Here is a 15440-nt window from a genome sequence, read left to right on the forward strand (position 1 = left end):
ATTCTCCGGCTTGCTAATGATTGGCTGCGCATTATACGGACTTCCTTGTCCGCTGTCTCTTACGCTGGTCTGACGCAGGCATCAGATGAAATTCCCCGCCAGCTGTGGCTAAATGCGCGTTCCTTTCTCTCTGATAAAAAAGACATATGGCCGCCATTCTTCATTTCCTGCTGGCGCTGGTGGTGATCTTCGCCCTTGCGTTGCTGGTCAGTCATGACCGTAAACAGATTCGTCTGCGCTTTATTATTCAACTGATTGTGGTGGAAGCCGCGCTGGGTTGGTTCTTCCTTCACTCTGCCGGGGGTCTGGCGCTGGTCGGCTCGTTCGCCGGTTTCTTTGAGACGCTGCTGGGTTTTGCCGCACAGGGCACGGAGTTCGTGTTTGGCGGAATGAGCAAACAGGGTCTGGCATTTATCTTCCTCGGCGTGCTCTGCCCGATTGTCTTTATTTCGGCACTGATCGGCATATTGCAGCACTGGCGCATCCTGCCGCTGCTGATCCGTATTTTCGGGACGCTGCTGTCGAAGATTAACGGCATGGGCAAACTGGAGTCGTTCAACGCCGTCAGCACGCTGATTCTTGGGCAGTCGGAAAACTTCATCGCTTATAAAGGGATTCTGGGTGATATCCCGCCGCGCCGGCTCTACACCATGGCGGCGACCGCGATGTCTACCGTTTCGCTGTCGATTGTCGGTGCTTATATGTCGATGATCGAACCGAAGTATGTGGTTGCGGCACTACTGCTTAACATGTTCAGCACCTTTATTATCCTGTCGATCATCAACCCGATGAAAAGCCAGGATGAGCAGCCCATCGCGCTGGATAAACTGCATGAAGAGCAGAGCTTCTTTGAGATGCTGGGCGAATACATCCTGGCAGGCTTCAAAGTCGCGATGATTATTCTGGCCATGCTGATTGGCTTTATTGCCCTGATTGCGGCCGTCAACGCGCTGTTTGCGGCGGTGTTCGGCTACAGCTTCCAGCAACTGCTCGGCTACCTGTTCTATCCTCTGGCCTGGCTGATTGGCATTCCCAAAGCCGATGCCCTGCAGGCGGCCAGCATCATGGCAACCAAACTGGTGGCGAATGAGTTTGTGGCGATGATTGAACTGCAGAAAGTCGCGGCAGGCATGAGTGCGCGTGGACTGGGTATTCTGTCGGTGTTCCTGGTCTCGTTTGCTAACTTTGCCTCTATCGGCATTGTGGCAGGCGCAATAAAAGGCCTGAATGAGAAACAGGGAAATGTGGTTTCCCGTTTTGGCTGGAAGCTGGTCTATGGCTCCACGCTGGTCAGTCTGCTCTCCGCAGCCTTTGCTGGTCTGTTTATCTGATCATTCAACGGGCGGCAGTTCTGCCGCCCGCTTTCGCCTTAGAATCCGACGCAGACGGGTGCATCCACCCGCATAACCGACTCCTGACCAAACCGTTTTTTATAGAGGCTACGTAACGCCTCAATATCAACGTTGGTGGCGGGGTCGATCCCGTGGATCAGCATCAACGCCTTACTGTTCTCCCGTGCCAGCTGACCGTTCTCGCCCAGCCATTGCCCTTTGGCATCATAGACCGACAGGCCCGCTTTAAACCGTGGCGTGACCTCATTATCCACGAAGTTCATCCAGTCGAGTGAACTCACCCTGCCGCCATCAGGCTTGCTCAGTCCAAACCACAACGTGGTCTGCATCATCATGTCGCCACCCGCACAGATAGGTTGCGGTTTAGTGGGCGGCGAGTGGCGTGCCTGGCAACCTGCCAGCAGCAGAGCCATCACAACAGGAAGGGCAATAACGCGAGACATAGATCAGTCATCCTCACAAAGGGTCAATGGTCATCATAAGTGGCTGTCGCTGAAAGCGGAAATGGTTCGTTATTTTCCTGTGCGACGCTTATGCCTGTTATGCCGTGGCTCGCCTCGCTATACTTCACCCATCTTTCCGCAAATGAGTACCGCTTATGATCCGCAGTATGACCGCTTATGCCCGCAGCGAAGCCAAAGGCGAATGGGGCAGCGCCGCCTGGGAGCTGCGTTCCGTGAACCAGCGTTATCTGGAAACCTACATCCGCCTGCCGGAACAGTTTCGTGGGCTGGAGCCGGTTATCCGCGAGCGCATTCGCCAGCGTCTGACGCGCGGTAAAATTGAGTGCAACCTCCGTTATGATGCCGATCCCAGCGCACAGGGCGAACTGATGCTCAACGAAACGCTGGCGAAACAGCTGGTGCAGGCTGCCAACTGGGTAAAAATGCAGAGCGACGAAGGCGCGATTAATCCGCTGGATATTCTGCGCTGGCCGGGTGTGATGTCTGCGCAGGAACAGGATCTGGATGCCATCAACACCCAGTTGTTGCAGGCACTGGATGGTGCGCTTGATGACTTTATTGCGGCACGTGAAAGCGAAGGTACCGCCCTGAAAGCGATGATTGAGCAGCGTCTGGAAGGCGTCACGCAGGAAGTCAGCAAAGTGCGCGCGCAGATGCCTGAGGTGATCAAATGGCAGCGTGAGCGGCTGGTCGCCAAACTGGAAGATGCTGAAGTCCAGCTGGAAAACAATCGCCTTGAGCAGGAACTGGTGATGATGGCGCAGCGTGTTGACGTTTCTGAAGAGCTGGATCGTCTGGATGCGCACGTTAAAGAGACTTACAACATCCTGAAAAAGAAAGAAGCAGTTGGCCGCCGTCTCGACTTTATGATGCAGGAGTTCAATCGTGAGTCGAACACGCTGGCTTCGAAGTCGATCAACGCTGAAATCACCACGTCAGCCATTGAACTGAAGGTGCTGATTGAGCAGATGCGCGAGCAGATTCAGAATATCGAGTAATTTCCACACCTGCACAGTACATCCCACAAGCCCATGTTAAATGGGCTTTTTTACTTTTCCATGATGCCCATATTCCACTGTCAAAGTTCAATGATTTTGGGAGTAAAGTGGGGAACTCGTCTGCTTAACCAGCTATTAATGAATAGTCAGAATGGTGTAGTCCTGAGTCTGGTTTAACAGGTCAGTTATATGGGTAACATTTTTTCCTGTGAGGTCAGGGATAGTCATTGGTCATAATGAAAGGTGGGACTTACACTCCTTCACTTTTCCGACCATGCCGTTTAGTATTACATCAGTCTGCTTAATACCTGCGACTGGTAGTTATATGAACAGGGCTGTAGCAAAGAAGCATTGGATTTTACAGATATGTCGATATTAAAATAATTTAGCATTCGATTAATTACATGATTTTTCAGGATGAAACATTAATATCACAAGGAAGTCATCATGCCAGCATTGAAGTTTCCTGCCACCATTTTTCAAACGAAGCACAAGTTTAACGATTACAGCACTGATGATATGAAGTGTGGAGATCTCACTGAAAAACAGCTAAGAAGTGATTTAGACCTGGATGATGTTTCAAATGTCGTCAATCCCTGGACTGGAAAGGAAGTATCAATATTTAACGCCTTTCAGGATACCCGTCGAAAATCCAGAACGGAAATGGCTGAACTTCTTTTCAATGAGTTTCTTCGTCTTTCTATGCCTGCATATTACCTTGGGCAACATCAAATATTCAACAATCTCGTAAAGCATCTTTATCACGGTAACGGAAAAAGCTATTCCAGTCCCTTTCTTGATAGTGCATATAAGACGCTAATATTAGGTGGTCAAACATCGCCACTCTCACCACTTACAGTAATCAAATCTTCATTAGATAAAATTATTGTTGATGGACAAAAAAGCTTATCAGTTACAGATAAAGATTTAATAACACAAGCTATAGGCAATTCAATACTTCCTAAGTTTAACCGTTGGGCTGACAGTTTCAATGGATTAGGTATGTCGATACATGATATTCATGCTACAAACATACTGATAAACCAGCTCGATATAACTGACAATGGTTATATCGCAAAAATAACTTTTACAGCGCAGGATCATTTCGGTCTCGATAAAACTGACATCCAGAATCCTAAATTTCATTTTATCAGAGCCTTTCGTATATGGTTTATCCTTCAAAGATGGGAATACTTTGCTTTTAAGCCTTTTTTAACCAATATGAAAGCTGAGTTTGAAATAAATAGCAGGAGAAATTAATGCGAATTAAAAAGATTATTATTTTTATTGTGGCATTGGCAATGTTACTATTGTTTTGCGTGAGCTTCTTTAGTTCTCCAAAGGTGCTTGCAATTCATGGTCCTGAAGCTAATAAAGAATTATTAGTTAAAAATATCCCTTTCACTGATAGCGATAAAATCGAATGGTGGGATAATAATGGAGTTAAAACCATCTCTTCCCCTGAAACTTACAATGTTTCAATCTGGAAGTTTGATGGGAAGTATCAAAAGCTCGCTCCCAGGAACTCAGGGGCTTTTCCAGACCATGATACTGATTACTTATTATGCTTCGACGACATGAAAACAGAAGAAAATTGTATAGACAAGTCAACCTGGATCATGGAAATCACTAAGACAAAGGATGGTTACACTTACTACCGTCTTGATGGAAAGTCTTACTATCGAAAACCATCCGGTGAACTGGTCAAAGGTGAAAGATTTACGACAACCATCAAGCCAGTAAGCTGATGAGCTTGTAGCTGTGCTCATCGGAAACTGGATTGATGAGTAGAATAGTAAATCGTCATAAAAAACCAAAATAAGAAGCTGATTTTTATAAGATTTACTCAAAATCATCATTCATATCCAGAAGATCGAGTAATTTCCACTCAACAAAGCGCTCGCAGTAGCGCTTTGTTCCCCTGTCAGGCGCTGTCAGCACTTAAAGAGTTAGCTCCTTCCGTCAATTGATCGCTTTTTCAGCGCGGCCAGCATCAGAATCAGGTAAAGATAAATAAATAATCATTTCCAAACTGTTCCTGAAACGGCCTCGCTTACAATTAAAGCTGCTTTCAGGCTTAGATTAAGCAGTTGAAAAATAATTATTTTATAGGATTAATGTACTTTTATAGCCGGTATTAACTCCTCTCCATGAAACAGGTCAATCCTGTAGATGCCGGAGTTTCCCTTTCTTTGAAGGCACTTTTTGATAAAATGTTGGTCGAAATCAGTACAGCTGTACCGCCTTAAGACTCATGGAAGTGCTCTTTGTGCGATGCATCCCTCTATCCCATGAAGGTTGTTAATGAAAAACACCGGAAAATTTAGCAGTTCGCTGCTGCATCCGCGTTATTGGTTTACCTGGTTTGGCCTTGGCGTACTCTGGCTGCTGGTCCAGCTCCCCTATCCTGTTCTTATGCGTCTCGGTGCCGGTGCCGGCAAAATCTCTCGCCATTTCCTGCAGCGCCGCGAGCGTATTACCCGTCGTAACATCGAACTCTGCTTTCCGGGCATCAGCGAAGAAAAAACAGAACATATGATTGCCGGCAATTTCGCGTCGCTCGGGATGGCGCTGGCTGAAACCGGTATTGCCTGGTTCTGGTCTGACCGTGCGGTAAGACGTCTGTTTAAAGTGTCGGGAATGGAAAACCTGCATGCCGCGCAGAAAGAAAAGCGAGGCGTGATGCTGATTGGTGTGCATTTCATGTCACTGGAGCTGGGCGGCCGCATCAGCGGACTCTGTCAGCCAATGATGGCGATGTATCGCCCACACAATAACCAGGCGATGGAGTATGTGCAGACCAAAGGCCGGATGCGCTCAAATAAAGCGATGATCGACCGTCGTGATCTACGCGGTATGGTTAATGCCCTGAAACAGGGTGAATCGGTCTGGTTTGCGCCTGACCAGGATTACGGCCCTAAAGGCAGCACCTTTGCGCCGCTGTTTGCGGTGGAAAAAGCCGCCACGACTAACGGGACTTTTGTTTTGTCGCGTCTGGCGAAGCCAGCGATGGTGCCGATTATGCTGATTCGTAATCCAGGAAATGATGGCTACCATTTGATCATCGAACCGATGCTGGAAAATTATCCTCATACGGACGAGGCTGCTGCTGCAGCTTATATGAACAAAGTGATCGAAAATCAGATCCTTCGCGCACCCGAACAGTACCTTTGGCTGCATCGTCGCTTCAAAACCCGGCCACCGGGTGAAAAGTCGCTCTACGTCTGAGTTAACTGATAAAGCAGGCCTCGTGCCTGCTTTGTTGTTTTAATCTTCTGAACGACATCTGCTTTACGTCCACTCTCTCATCCTCGTTTGCTGTGCTCTCATACTGCCTCTGCCGTTATAGCTACCTCTACAGTTTCTGCTGTTCAGCACACCTGTCTGCGTCCGGCAGGCTGGTATCAAAGAGATAATTAAGGAATGATGAATCCCCTTACCTCGTCAATGCCGGACAATCTTATGGATATCAACGATACACAGCAGTGGCAGCGTCCGCTGATTGATGATCGCCTTACGCCCTATATTGAAGTGGATGCAGAGCGCCTGGAGCAGAACCTGCAGCATATGCAGCGCAAAGCCAGTGCGGCAGGCGTCGCGTTGCGACCCCATATCAAAACGCATAAAAGCGTCTGGATTGCGCAGCGTCAGATCGCGTCCGGTGCACAGGGTGTTACCGTCTCTAAGCCCAGCGAAGGCATCAGCTTTATTCAGGGCGGTGTTCGTGATCTGCTATTAGCCTACCCGATTGTGCAACCGCAAAGCGTGGCTGAATTGCTGCGCCACGCCGTGCTTCATCAGGCAAAGCTCACCCTGATTGCGGACAGACTGCAGGGCGTGGCGGCTATTGCTGATGCCTGCCAGCAGCAACCGGAATGCGACCTGGCGGTAGCGATTAAGGTTGATGTTGGATTACATCGGATAGGTGTCAATCCTGATACAGATGAAGCGGTGCTGATTGCTCAGGCGCTGCAGGACAAAGGGTTACGCTTTGCCGGATTAGTGTCACATGCTGGCCACGCTTATGGTGCCGGGAATGCCGCGGCCATTGCGGATGTCGCCCGGCAGGAAACGGCATTGATGCAGCGAGTACAGGCAAAACTGCAGGCGGCTGGTTTTACCGACTGCCCTCTCTCTGTAGGTTCAACGCCTACGGCGCTGGCAGCAGAGATTGCACCCTGCATTAATGAAATCCGGCCAGGAAACTATGCACTACTGGACCTTACCGCCTGCCGTCTCGGATTAACTCACGTCGATCAGCTGGCAATGAGCGTCATTACCCGTGTCGTGGCGGTGAACGATCATTTCGCGATTGTGGATGCCGGGTCAAAAATGCTGAGTTCGGATAAAGGGCCACACGGCACCAATGCCAGCGGCTTTGGTGTGGCAGCCGACGAAGCGGGTCAGACTTATGAAGTGACAAAATTATCTGAGGAGCACGGTTTTCTGCTTTATCAGGATCGCCGCCCTGAAGTCGGCACGTTGCTGCGTATTTTCCCTAATCACAGTTGTGCCGTGATGGCGCAGTCGGACGGCTTTGTTCTGCGGCACGCTAACGGCCATAGCGAAGATCATGTGGTTTCTGCGCGCGGCAATTTCATCTGAGTCAGTGGCAGACAGCCTCATCAGTTGTCTGCCATTTGTACGAAACCCTTTCAACACCACACTTCTGCTGTTACAACGTTTTAACAAGCCTGACCCCATGCTTTAATGCCTTTTTAGCTTATTCACCGGAGGTTACATGCTCTCCTCTCGCACTCTGAGCCTGACGATTCCACGTCACTGGTTAGATCTTTATGAAACCATCTGGAAGCCAGAATTTTTCCCAAAGTGGGCTTCCGGGCTGACGCACAGCGCGTTAGAACCCGATGGCAATCGCTGGCGTGCTAAAGGCCCCCAGGGCAATGTGAAGATCCGGTTCTCGCCACATAATCCGTTTGGGGTAATGGATCACTGGATTGATAGCGGCTCGGGAAAGGAGATCTACGTACCGATGCGCGTGATAGCAAACGAACAGGGTGCCGAGGTGATGGTAACGGTTTATCGCCAGCCATTTACTTCAGATGAGAAATTTAAGCAGGATATTGAATGGGTTAGCAACGATCTTGAGAAACTCAACCAGCTTCTTACACAATAAATCAATGATTTAGCGCGCCTTTTTCTCTGCATTTATCACTGGCCGTTAATGAAAAAAAATAGAAAAACTTTCGACGATAAAGCATAAAGCGCTTATCTGATTACTCATCATCCTTACGCATTTATCACCAACCCTGCTTAAGCATCGCTGCCAGGAAAAATCCTGGCAAAATCCTCTGAAAGGCAGGCGACCCCCTCTGATTTCGGGCCTCCTGGTTTGCCGCACAAACAATTTCTGACTGACCCATACATTAATCATTAACAATCGTTTATTAGCAATCTGCTGGGGATTTAATATTTATCATGCATAAAGTGAAACCATTTATTTCTGCGGTCGCGTAATCAGACTTTTCTTATGGTGTTAAATTAAATAAAACAATGTATAAATCATTCCACACACAGCAATACCCATAATGATAAAGCAGGAAAAAAGTCATGGACCGCTCAGCGTATCCTTTGTTATCAGAAAAAGAATGCGTTGAGATTGCCGCAAGGATGCTGGCAGGAGAATATAAAACTACAACAGGATTTATTCGTGATCTGGCGGAATTCTTATTCGCTGCAGGGAATTCCGCCATGACACGAAACAGCAACTTTACCAGGGATATCTTTTTTATCCAGGCATCATTTGATTGAACCCATAATAACATGGCAAGCCTGTAAAGCGTTTTCAGGACTTCGGCCGGAAAAATTGCACTAACTAACGGTGTTACAGCAACCTCTCCTTGCCGTTACACAACTATTTAATTCTCACAGAGTCGATGGACTCTAACGAGTATATTATGGCAATACGTGAAAGCAGTCTGAATGGCGCAAAATGGTCTCTGCTCTCTTCAATCAAAATTATTGGCATCGGCGTATTACAACTCTCGTTGCTGGCGCAGATTCTGCAGGCGAATGAGCTCAATCTGCTGGCGATCGCCGTGATAGCTTTACTGGCTATCGATACTCTGGCCGATCGGGGCTTCTCAAATATGCTGATCCGCCGCTCGATTCTCTCTATCAATGACCTCTCCACGATCTACTGGGGTAATATGTTGATGGGGGTCGCGGTATTTGGTCTGTTATTTACTGGCAGCCACCTGCTGACCAGCCTTTTTGATCAACCTGAACTGGCATTAATGCTGCAGATGGTCTCAGTGGTGTTTATTATCATCCCACAGGGTCAGCATTACCGTGCGATATTACAGCGCGAAAAACAATATACCCGTATCGCTTTCGCTGAAACCTCCTCGGTATTAGCCGGACTTGCCGTCACCTTATTTACCGTCTGGCTGACCCCTTCAGTATTGTGTGCGATCTGGGGTTATCTGGCGATGGCATCCATTCGTATGCTGATTTACTGCTACTATGGTCGTTCATGGTTCCAGCCGGAATACCGTTTTAGCCTGAATGCATTTTCTAAAATTCGTGCAAGAAACAAATAATAAAATAAGTCTGTATGGTGGGCTCTGAGCATCCGAAACGATGCGTTGGCGTGCTGTTAACCAGCACGCCTTTTCTTTTTATTTAGTCTGTCGCAATATTTACCTGATCGATTCTTTTCCCGCAGCATCCAGCCCTTTTTTATCTCCTGTATAAACTGGTTTTCGACCAGCGGCTATCTGGCGATCGTCGTCAGTTCACCGCCCGCCCTGAGTGGGAAAACCCCGCGCCGGAACGCGCAAACCCTCTGTACGTTGTTTCCTCTCAACTTTTTCAATCACCTGCCGCAGGCCCTTCGCAAAAAAGTCTTTCTATGATGACGCCAGCGCTGGCTGGTATAAACTGCGCTCATCCCGGACGCCGATCGCCAGAAAATCTTCGGCGCCGTCTCTCAAGCAATGCCGTAGTCTTGCCGCCGTCTTACTGGAGTCTGCTATGTTACTGACCGTTCTCTACATTATTGGTATTACTGCTGAAGCCATGACGGGTGCGCTGGCGGCGGGGCGTCGCAAAATGGATCTGTTCGGTGTCATCATTATCGCGTCCGTGACCGCCATTGGTGGCGGTTCGGTGCGCGACATCCTGCTGGGTCACTATCCGCTGGGCTGGGTGAAACATCCCGAATACATCATGATTGTTGCAGCAGCGGCGGTAGTGACCACTTTCCTGGCACCTCTGATGACGCATCTGCGCAAAGTGTTTCTGGTGCTCGATGCGTTAGGACTGGTGGTCTTTTCTATTATCGGCGCGCAGGTTGCGCTCGATTCAGGACACGCCATGATTATTGCCGCGATAAGTGCGGTCATTACCGGCGTCTTTGGCGGCGTACTGCGTGACATGTTCTGTAATCGCATTCCGCTGGTGTTTCAGAAGGAACTCTACGCCGGTATCGCTTTCGCCTCTGGCTGGATGTATATCCTGCTGCTGAAAACCACACTGGCGCATGAAGCGGTGATTATCATTACCCTGCTGTTCGGATTCTTCGCGCGTTTACTGGCGCTGCGCTTCCGTCTTGGTTTGCCGATTTTCAACTATCCCCATCCCGAGCATTGAGGATGCGGGAATTCCCTGCTGTCTCAGGAAAGCGATCAGCGCCTGCAGGCGGTCATCATGGAACTGCGTAACCAGGCGCTTTGCCAGCGCCGCCCCGACACCCGGTAAAGCTTGCCAGTCCCTGACATCCCGCTGCGTTAAGCTCTCCCACTGCTGATCGGGCAGCGCATTGAGGGCCTTCCGCGGCAGTGAAACACCTAAGGCATCCACCCAGCGACGAAGCGGCTGCTGACGGGTGAGATTAAAACGGTGCCAGAGCTGACCCGCCCGCTCCCGAGAGAGGCCCGTTGCGGCGGCGATCTGTTCCGGTGTTAACGTCAGCCAGCCGAACAGGTGCGTCATACTGCCGGTTTCCAGTAAGTGCAGCCAGGTGCTGCGCTCAACGCCAGGAATATTCAGTACCGTTTTCTGACTGAGCCAGCGTAATTTTGCCAGTAGCTGCTTCTGGCATTCAGCGCTGAAGGTGTAACAACTCAGCGGCGTGTAGCGCGACGCGTCGGGAGGCTGAGGATAGTGCCGCTCTGCCACGCGCCAGATCACCCGCTCCAGCCGGGGAATGCCCTGGCCTGCCAGACTCAGTGTGATGACATCTCCCGCCACGATATCGCTCTCCTGCCAGCGACGCAGCGATCCAACATTGACCCGCCTGACCGTCTTATCATCCAGCTGTACCGGCTGCAGATTAAGTACCGCGGCTATCTTCCCGGTTCGGCCGACTGGAAAATCGACGGAGAGCACTTCAGCGCTGACTTCCGGAGGCTGATATTTCCAGGCAACGGCCCATGTTCCCTCTCCAGGCAGCCAGTTTTTGCCCGCAGGTCGCAGGCTCTGATGAACGACGACACCGTCAGTGACAAAGGGCAGCGCAGCATGAAACCAGCGCTCCCGCCACGCTGCAACCTCCTCTTCGTCTTTAACGCTGTGGCTCCATTTTGCGGCAACGCCCAGTCCCCATCGGCTGAGTTGCTGAAGGCGTTCCCTCATCGTGGCGGGGCCATCTGGCCAGGCCCAGATAAAAATATCGAGCGAGTCCAGCAGAGGAACCCGCTGCTTGCTCATCATGGCGCCAGCGACCTGTGAGCGCGCATTCCTGCCGCCATCAACCGCCTGCTGATGACCGGTCATCGACAGAAACAGCTCACCCTGCAGCACAACCTCTTCAAGTCCGGTCTCGATCTGCAGCGGAATCGCAGGGATCCAGGCGGCTTTAGCCAGCCACTCTTCACCGCGTAATCCATCACCACGACTTAACAGTGAAACCAGTCTGCCGTGGCGATAAACCAGGGAAACGGCAATGCCATCCACTTTCGGCTGCACCCAGAGATCGTGCCGCCCCTGCATCCAGTAAGCCAGGGCCAGCTTGTCGCGCATCTTTTTTACGCCCGTGTGGGCGACCGGATGCAGGTGCTCACCCTCACCCGGCAGTTGCGGTGCGTAAGCGGGCTGCAGAAGGTTAAAGCAGTGCTGCCAGTGATTCAGTCGCTGCTGCAGACTGTCATAATCGGCATCAGCCACCGGACTCTGCCCCTGACGATAGTAAGCATCATCCCAGTGCTGCAGCTGCTGTTGCAGACGACGGATCTCTTCTGACGCCCGGGTGGGTGTCCAGACGGGACAAAGGGCGCTATGCGCAGGCCATAGGACGATCCACAGAGCAGCCGCAAACAGCGGCCAGCCGAATCCTTTCATGATCTCTCTCCTGACGTTTTGCAGCATTCAATACCGGTGCTTCAGCGTCAGCCAGAGGTGATGTTCAGCTATGGAAGGGATGCCGTCGCAATCAGGGAATAATTACAGTCGTCCGACAGAGATTTGCGCGAAGATGCGCAAAAGTTGGGTGTTGCCGCTGCGCAAACGCTGCGTGGCGGCGGGAAGCTGTGTATACTGTGCAGGAAATCGACTCCGCTTTTAATCAATTCAAGAAAACCATGGCTCAAGGCACGCTCTATATTGTTTCTGCTCCCAGCGGCGCAGGTAAATCCAGCCTGATTCAGGCGCTGTTAAAGACCCAGCCGTTGTATGATACGCAGGTCTCTGTTTCGCACACGACGCGCGGTATGCGTCCGGGTGAAACCCATGGCGAACATTACTTTTTTGTTGAGAAGCATGAATTTGAGCAGATGATCGCGGAAGAGGCTTTCCTCGAACATGCCAAAGTTTTCGACAACTATTACGGTACCTCGCGCCATGCTATTGAGCAGGTGCTGGCAACTGGCGTTGACGTGTTTCTCGACATCGACTGGCAGGGTGCGCAGCAAATTCGCACCAAAATGCCTGGCGCACGCAGCATCTTTGTTTTGCCGCCTTCGAAAGAAGAGCTCGATCGCCGTCTGCGCGGTCGTGGCCAGGACAGCGAAGAGGTGATCACGCGTCGCATGGCTCAGGCGGTAGCGGAAATGAGCCACTACGCCGAGTATGACTATTTAATTGTGAATGATGATTTCGATCTGGCGCTGTCCGATCTGAAAACCATTATTCGCGCAGAACGTCTGCGTATGGCGCGTCAGAAGGCGCGTCACGATGCTTTAATCAGCAAACTGTTGGCAGTCTGAATACAGTTTCAGTATGATGCGCAGTCATTTCTTCATCTGTGGAGTAGCACACCTATGGCACGCGTAACCGTTCAGGACGCAGTAGAAAAAGTTGGTAATCGTTTTGACCTGGTGTTGGTCGCTGCACGTCGTGCACGTCAGATGCAGGTAGGCGGCAAAGATCCACTGGTTCCGGAAGAGAACGATAAACCTACCGTTATCGCCCTGCGCGAAATCGAAGAAGGTTTGGTCACCAATCAGATTTTAGATGTGCGTGATCGTCAGGAACAGCAAGAGCAGGAAGCCGCTGAGTTACAGGCCGTTACCGCTATCGCTGAAGGTCGTCGTTAACAGCCACCTGCAGGTCGCCCTTGTATCTGTTTGAAAGCCTCAATCAACTGATTGAAAAATACTTGCCAGAGGAGCAGATCAAGCGCCTCCAGCAAGCCTACCTTGTCGCACGTGATGCCCACGAGGGACAGACACGCTCCAGCGGTGAGCCTTATATCACCCATCCGGTTGCCGTGGCCTGTATTCTGGCGGAAATGAAGCTCGACCATGAAACTCTCATGGCCGCGCTGCTGCATGACGTGATCGAAGATACGCCTGCCACTTACCAGGACATGGAACAACTGTTCGGTAAAAGCGTGGCGGAACTGGTCGAAGGCGTTTCCAAGCTGGATAAGCTGAAATTCCGCGACAAGAAAGAAGCGCAGGCAGAGAACTTCCGCAAGATGATTATGGCGATGGTGCAGGATATCCGCGTCATTCTCATCAAGCTGGCTGACCGCACCCACAATATGCGCACTCTCGGCGCATTACGCCCGGACAAACGTCGCCGCATCGCGCTGGAAACGTTAGAGATTTACAGTCCGCTGGCGCACCGCCTGGGTATTCATCATCTTAAAACAGAGCTGGAAGAGCTCGGTTTTGAGGCACTCTATCCGAACCGTTATCGGGTCATTAAAGAGGTGGTGAAAGCCGCGCGCGGTAATCGTAAAGAGATGATCCAGAAGATTCTTTCTGAGATCGACGGCCGTTTGCAGGAAGCGGGCATTCCCTGCCGCGTCAGCGGGCGTGAAAAGCATCTTTACTCGATTTACCGCAAAATGACGCTGAAAGAGCAGCGTTTTCACTCGATCATGGATATCTATGCCTTTCGCGTCATCGTGAAAGATCTGGATACCTGCTATCGCGTTCTGGGCCAGATGCACAGTTTGTATAAACCGCGTCCGGGCCGCGTCAAAGATTATATCGCCATCCCCAAAGCGAACGGCTATCAATCGCTCCATACCTCAATGATTGGTCCGCATGGCGTGCCGGTCGAAGTACAGATTCGCACCGAGGATATGGATCAGATGGCGGAAATGGGGGTCGCTGCGCACTGGGCTTATAAACAGGCGGGCGAAAGTGGCACCACCGCACAGATTCGCGCTCAGCGCTGGCTGCAAAGCCTGCTGGAGCTGCAACAGAGTGCGGGCAGTTCGTTTGAATTTATTGAAAGCGTGAAGTCCGATCTCTTTCCCGATGAGATCTACGTCTTTACACCTGAAGGCCGCATTGTTGAGCTGCCAACCGGTGCGACGCCGGTGGATTTCGCTTATGCGGTCCACACCGATATCGGCCATGCCTGCGTTGGCGCACGCGTTGACCGCCAGCCTTATCCGCTGTCGCAAACCCTGACTAGCGGTCAGACGATTGAGATCATCACCGCGCCAGGCGCCCGTCCTAATGCCGCCTGGCTCAACTTTGTCGTCAGTTCCAAAGCCCGCGCAAAAATTCGTCAGCTGCTGAAAAACCTCAAACGCGAAGACTCCGTCAATCTGGGTCGCCGCCTGCTCAGCCATGCGCTGGGCGGCAGCCGTAAACTGGCTGAGATCCCGCCTGAGAATATCAGGCAGGAGCTGGATCGTATGAAGCTGACCTCGCTTGACGATCTGCTGGCAGAAATCGGTCTGGGCAATGCGATGAGCGTGGTGGTGGCGAAGAACCTGTTGCAGGCTGACAGCAACGCCATCAGCAGCAACAGCAAGCGCGGTAAGCTGCCGATCAAAGGTGCAGATGGCGTGTTGATTACCTTCGCCAAATGCTGCCGTCCGATTCCCGGTGACCCGATTGTTGCCCATGTCAGTCCCGGCAAAGGGCTGGTGGTGCATCATGAATCCTGTCGGAATATTCGCGGCTACCAGAAAGAGCCCGAAAAATTCATGCCGGTCGAGTGGGATAAAGTCACCGAGCAGGAGTTCGTGGCGGAAATCAAAGTCGACATGTTTAACCATCAGGGCGCACTGGCTAACCTGACGGCGGCAATCAACACGGCCGGTTCCAATATTCAAAGCCTTAATACCGAAGAGCGTGATGGCCGCGTTTACAGCGCCTTTATCCGCCTGACCGCACGTGATCGCGTCCATCTGGCGAATATCATGCGTAAAATTCGCGTGATGCCGGATGTGATCAAAGTCCATCGCAACCGTAATTAGG

Annotated in this window: 15 protein-coding genes; 13 read left to right on the forward strand and 2 right to left on the reverse strand. The window is 51.0% G+C overall.

Annotated elements, in window-relative coordinates; genetic code table 11:
* Positions 1-146 precede the first annotated feature (146 nt).
* The gene (locus tag AC6I8B_RS18975) at positions 147-1331 is read left to right on the forward strand and encodes a NupC/NupG family nucleoside CNT transporter (RefSeq protein ID WP_031591888.1); all 1185 of its coding nucleotides are present in this window, start codon (positions 147-149) and stop codon (positions 1329-1331) included.
* A gap of 38 nt (positions 1332-1369) precedes the next feature.
* Here the strand turns inward: AC6I8B_RS18975 and AC6I8B_RS18980 are convergent, their stop codons facing one another.
* Positions 1370-1795, reverse strand: coding sequence for a DUF3574 domain-containing protein (locus tag AC6I8B_RS18980; RefSeq protein WP_010672099.1), 426 nt, complete (start codon positions 1793-1795; stop codon positions 1370-1372).
* A gap of 155 nt (positions 1796-1950) precedes the next feature.
* Between AC6I8B_RS18980 and AC6I8B_RS18985 the strand changes: the two genes are divergently transcribed.
* From AC6I8B_RS18985 to AC6I8B_RS19025, 9 genes are all read left to right on the forward strand, one after another.
* Positions 1951-2814: a YicC/YloC family endoribonuclease gene (locus tag AC6I8B_RS18985; protein WP_157354317.1), complete on the forward strand. Its 864-nt coding sequence runs from the start codon at positions 1951-1953 to the stop codon at positions 2812-2814.
* 447 nt (positions 2815-3261) lie between these two features.
* Positions 3262-4074, forward strand: a complete 813-nt coding sequence (locus AC6I8B_RS18990) for a DUF3289 family protein (RefSeq protein WP_033759257.1) — start codon at positions 3262-3264, stop codon at positions 4072-4074.
* Entirely contained in the window at positions 4074-4562 is a 489-nt protein-coding gene (locus AC6I8B_RS18995) for a DUF943 family protein (protein ID WP_033759259.1), read from the forward strand. Before AC6I8B_RS18990 ends, AC6I8B_RS18995 begins: the two co-directional genes overlap by 1 nt.
* Positions 4563-5118: 556 nt before the next feature.
* Positions 5119-6042 (forward strand): kdo(2)-lipid IV(A) palmitoleoyltransferase, encoded by a 924-nt coding sequence (gene lpxP, locus AC6I8B_RS19000; RefSeq protein ID WP_022624898.1) that lies wholly within the window; start codon positions 5119-5121, stop codon positions 6040-6042.
* A 234-nt stretch (positions 6043-6276) separates the two neighbouring features.
* Positions 6277-7419 (forward strand): alanine racemase, encoded by a 1143-nt coding sequence (locus AC6I8B_RS19005; protein WP_111535075.1) that lies wholly within the window; start codon positions 6277-6279, stop codon positions 7417-7419.
* A gap of 136 nt (positions 7420-7555) precedes the next feature.
* A complete protein-coding gene (locus tag AC6I8B_RS19010; RefSeq protein ID WP_010258391.1) occupies positions 7556-7951 on the forward strand; it encodes a hypothetical protein in 396 nt (131 codons plus the stop codon).
* A gap of 434 nt (positions 7952-8385) precedes the next feature.
* The gene (locus AC6I8B_RS19015) at positions 8386-8586 is read left to right on the forward strand and encodes a hypothetical protein (protein WP_052271770.1); all 201 of its coding nucleotides are present in this window, start codon (positions 8386-8388) and stop codon (positions 8584-8586) included.
* A 146-nt stretch (positions 8587-8732) separates the two neighbouring features.
* Positions 8733-9377, forward strand: coding sequence for an oligosaccharide flippase family protein (locus AC6I8B_RS19020; protein WP_157354318.1), 645 nt, complete (start codon positions 8733-8735; stop codon positions 9375-9377).
* A gap of 433 nt (positions 9378-9810) precedes the next feature.
* Positions 9811-10428, forward strand: coding sequence for a trimeric intracellular cation channel family protein (locus tag AC6I8B_RS19025; protein ID WP_010258398.1), 618 nt, complete (start codon positions 9811-9813; stop codon positions 10426-10428).
* Here the strand turns inward: AC6I8B_RS19025 and ligB are convergent.
* A complete protein-coding gene (ligB, locus tag AC6I8B_RS19030; RefSeq protein ID WP_157354319.1) occupies positions 10366-12117 on the reverse strand; it encodes an NAD-dependent DNA ligase LigB in 1752 nt (583 codons plus the stop codon). The genes AC6I8B_RS19025 and ligB overlap by 63 nt on opposite strands.
* A gap of 239 nt (positions 12118-12356) precedes the next feature.
* Here ligB and gmk point away from each other — a divergent pair, with 239 nt between their 5' ends.
* From gmk to spoT, 3 genes are read left to right on the forward strand one after another with little or no spacing between them, the layout of a single operon-like run.
* Complete coding sequence (gene gmk / locus AC6I8B_RS19035) at positions 12357-12980, forward strand: guanylate kinase (RefSeq protein WP_010258405.1); 624 nt, start codon at positions 12357-12359, stop codon at positions 12978-12980.
* 54 nt (positions 12981-13034) lie between these two features.
* Positions 13035-13310: a DNA-directed RNA polymerase subunit omega gene (gene rpoZ / locus AC6I8B_RS19040; protein ID WP_003851346.1), complete on the forward strand. Its 276-nt coding sequence runs from the start codon at positions 13035-13037 to the stop codon at positions 13308-13310.
* 20 nt (positions 13311-13330) lie between these two features.
* Positions 13331-15439 carry a bifunctional GTP diphosphokinase/guanosine-3',5'-bis pyrophosphate 3'-pyrophosphohydrolase gene (spoT, locus tag AC6I8B_RS19045; protein WP_010258411.1) on the forward strand — a complete coding sequence of 703 codons (2109 nt, stop codon included), beginning with the start codon at positions 13331-13333 and terminating at the stop codon, positions 15437-15439.
* The last annotated feature ends 1 nt before the right edge of the window (position 15440 follow it).

It is taken from the genome of Pantoea sp. X-Soil-ISGK-285, from assembly GCF_059730815.1.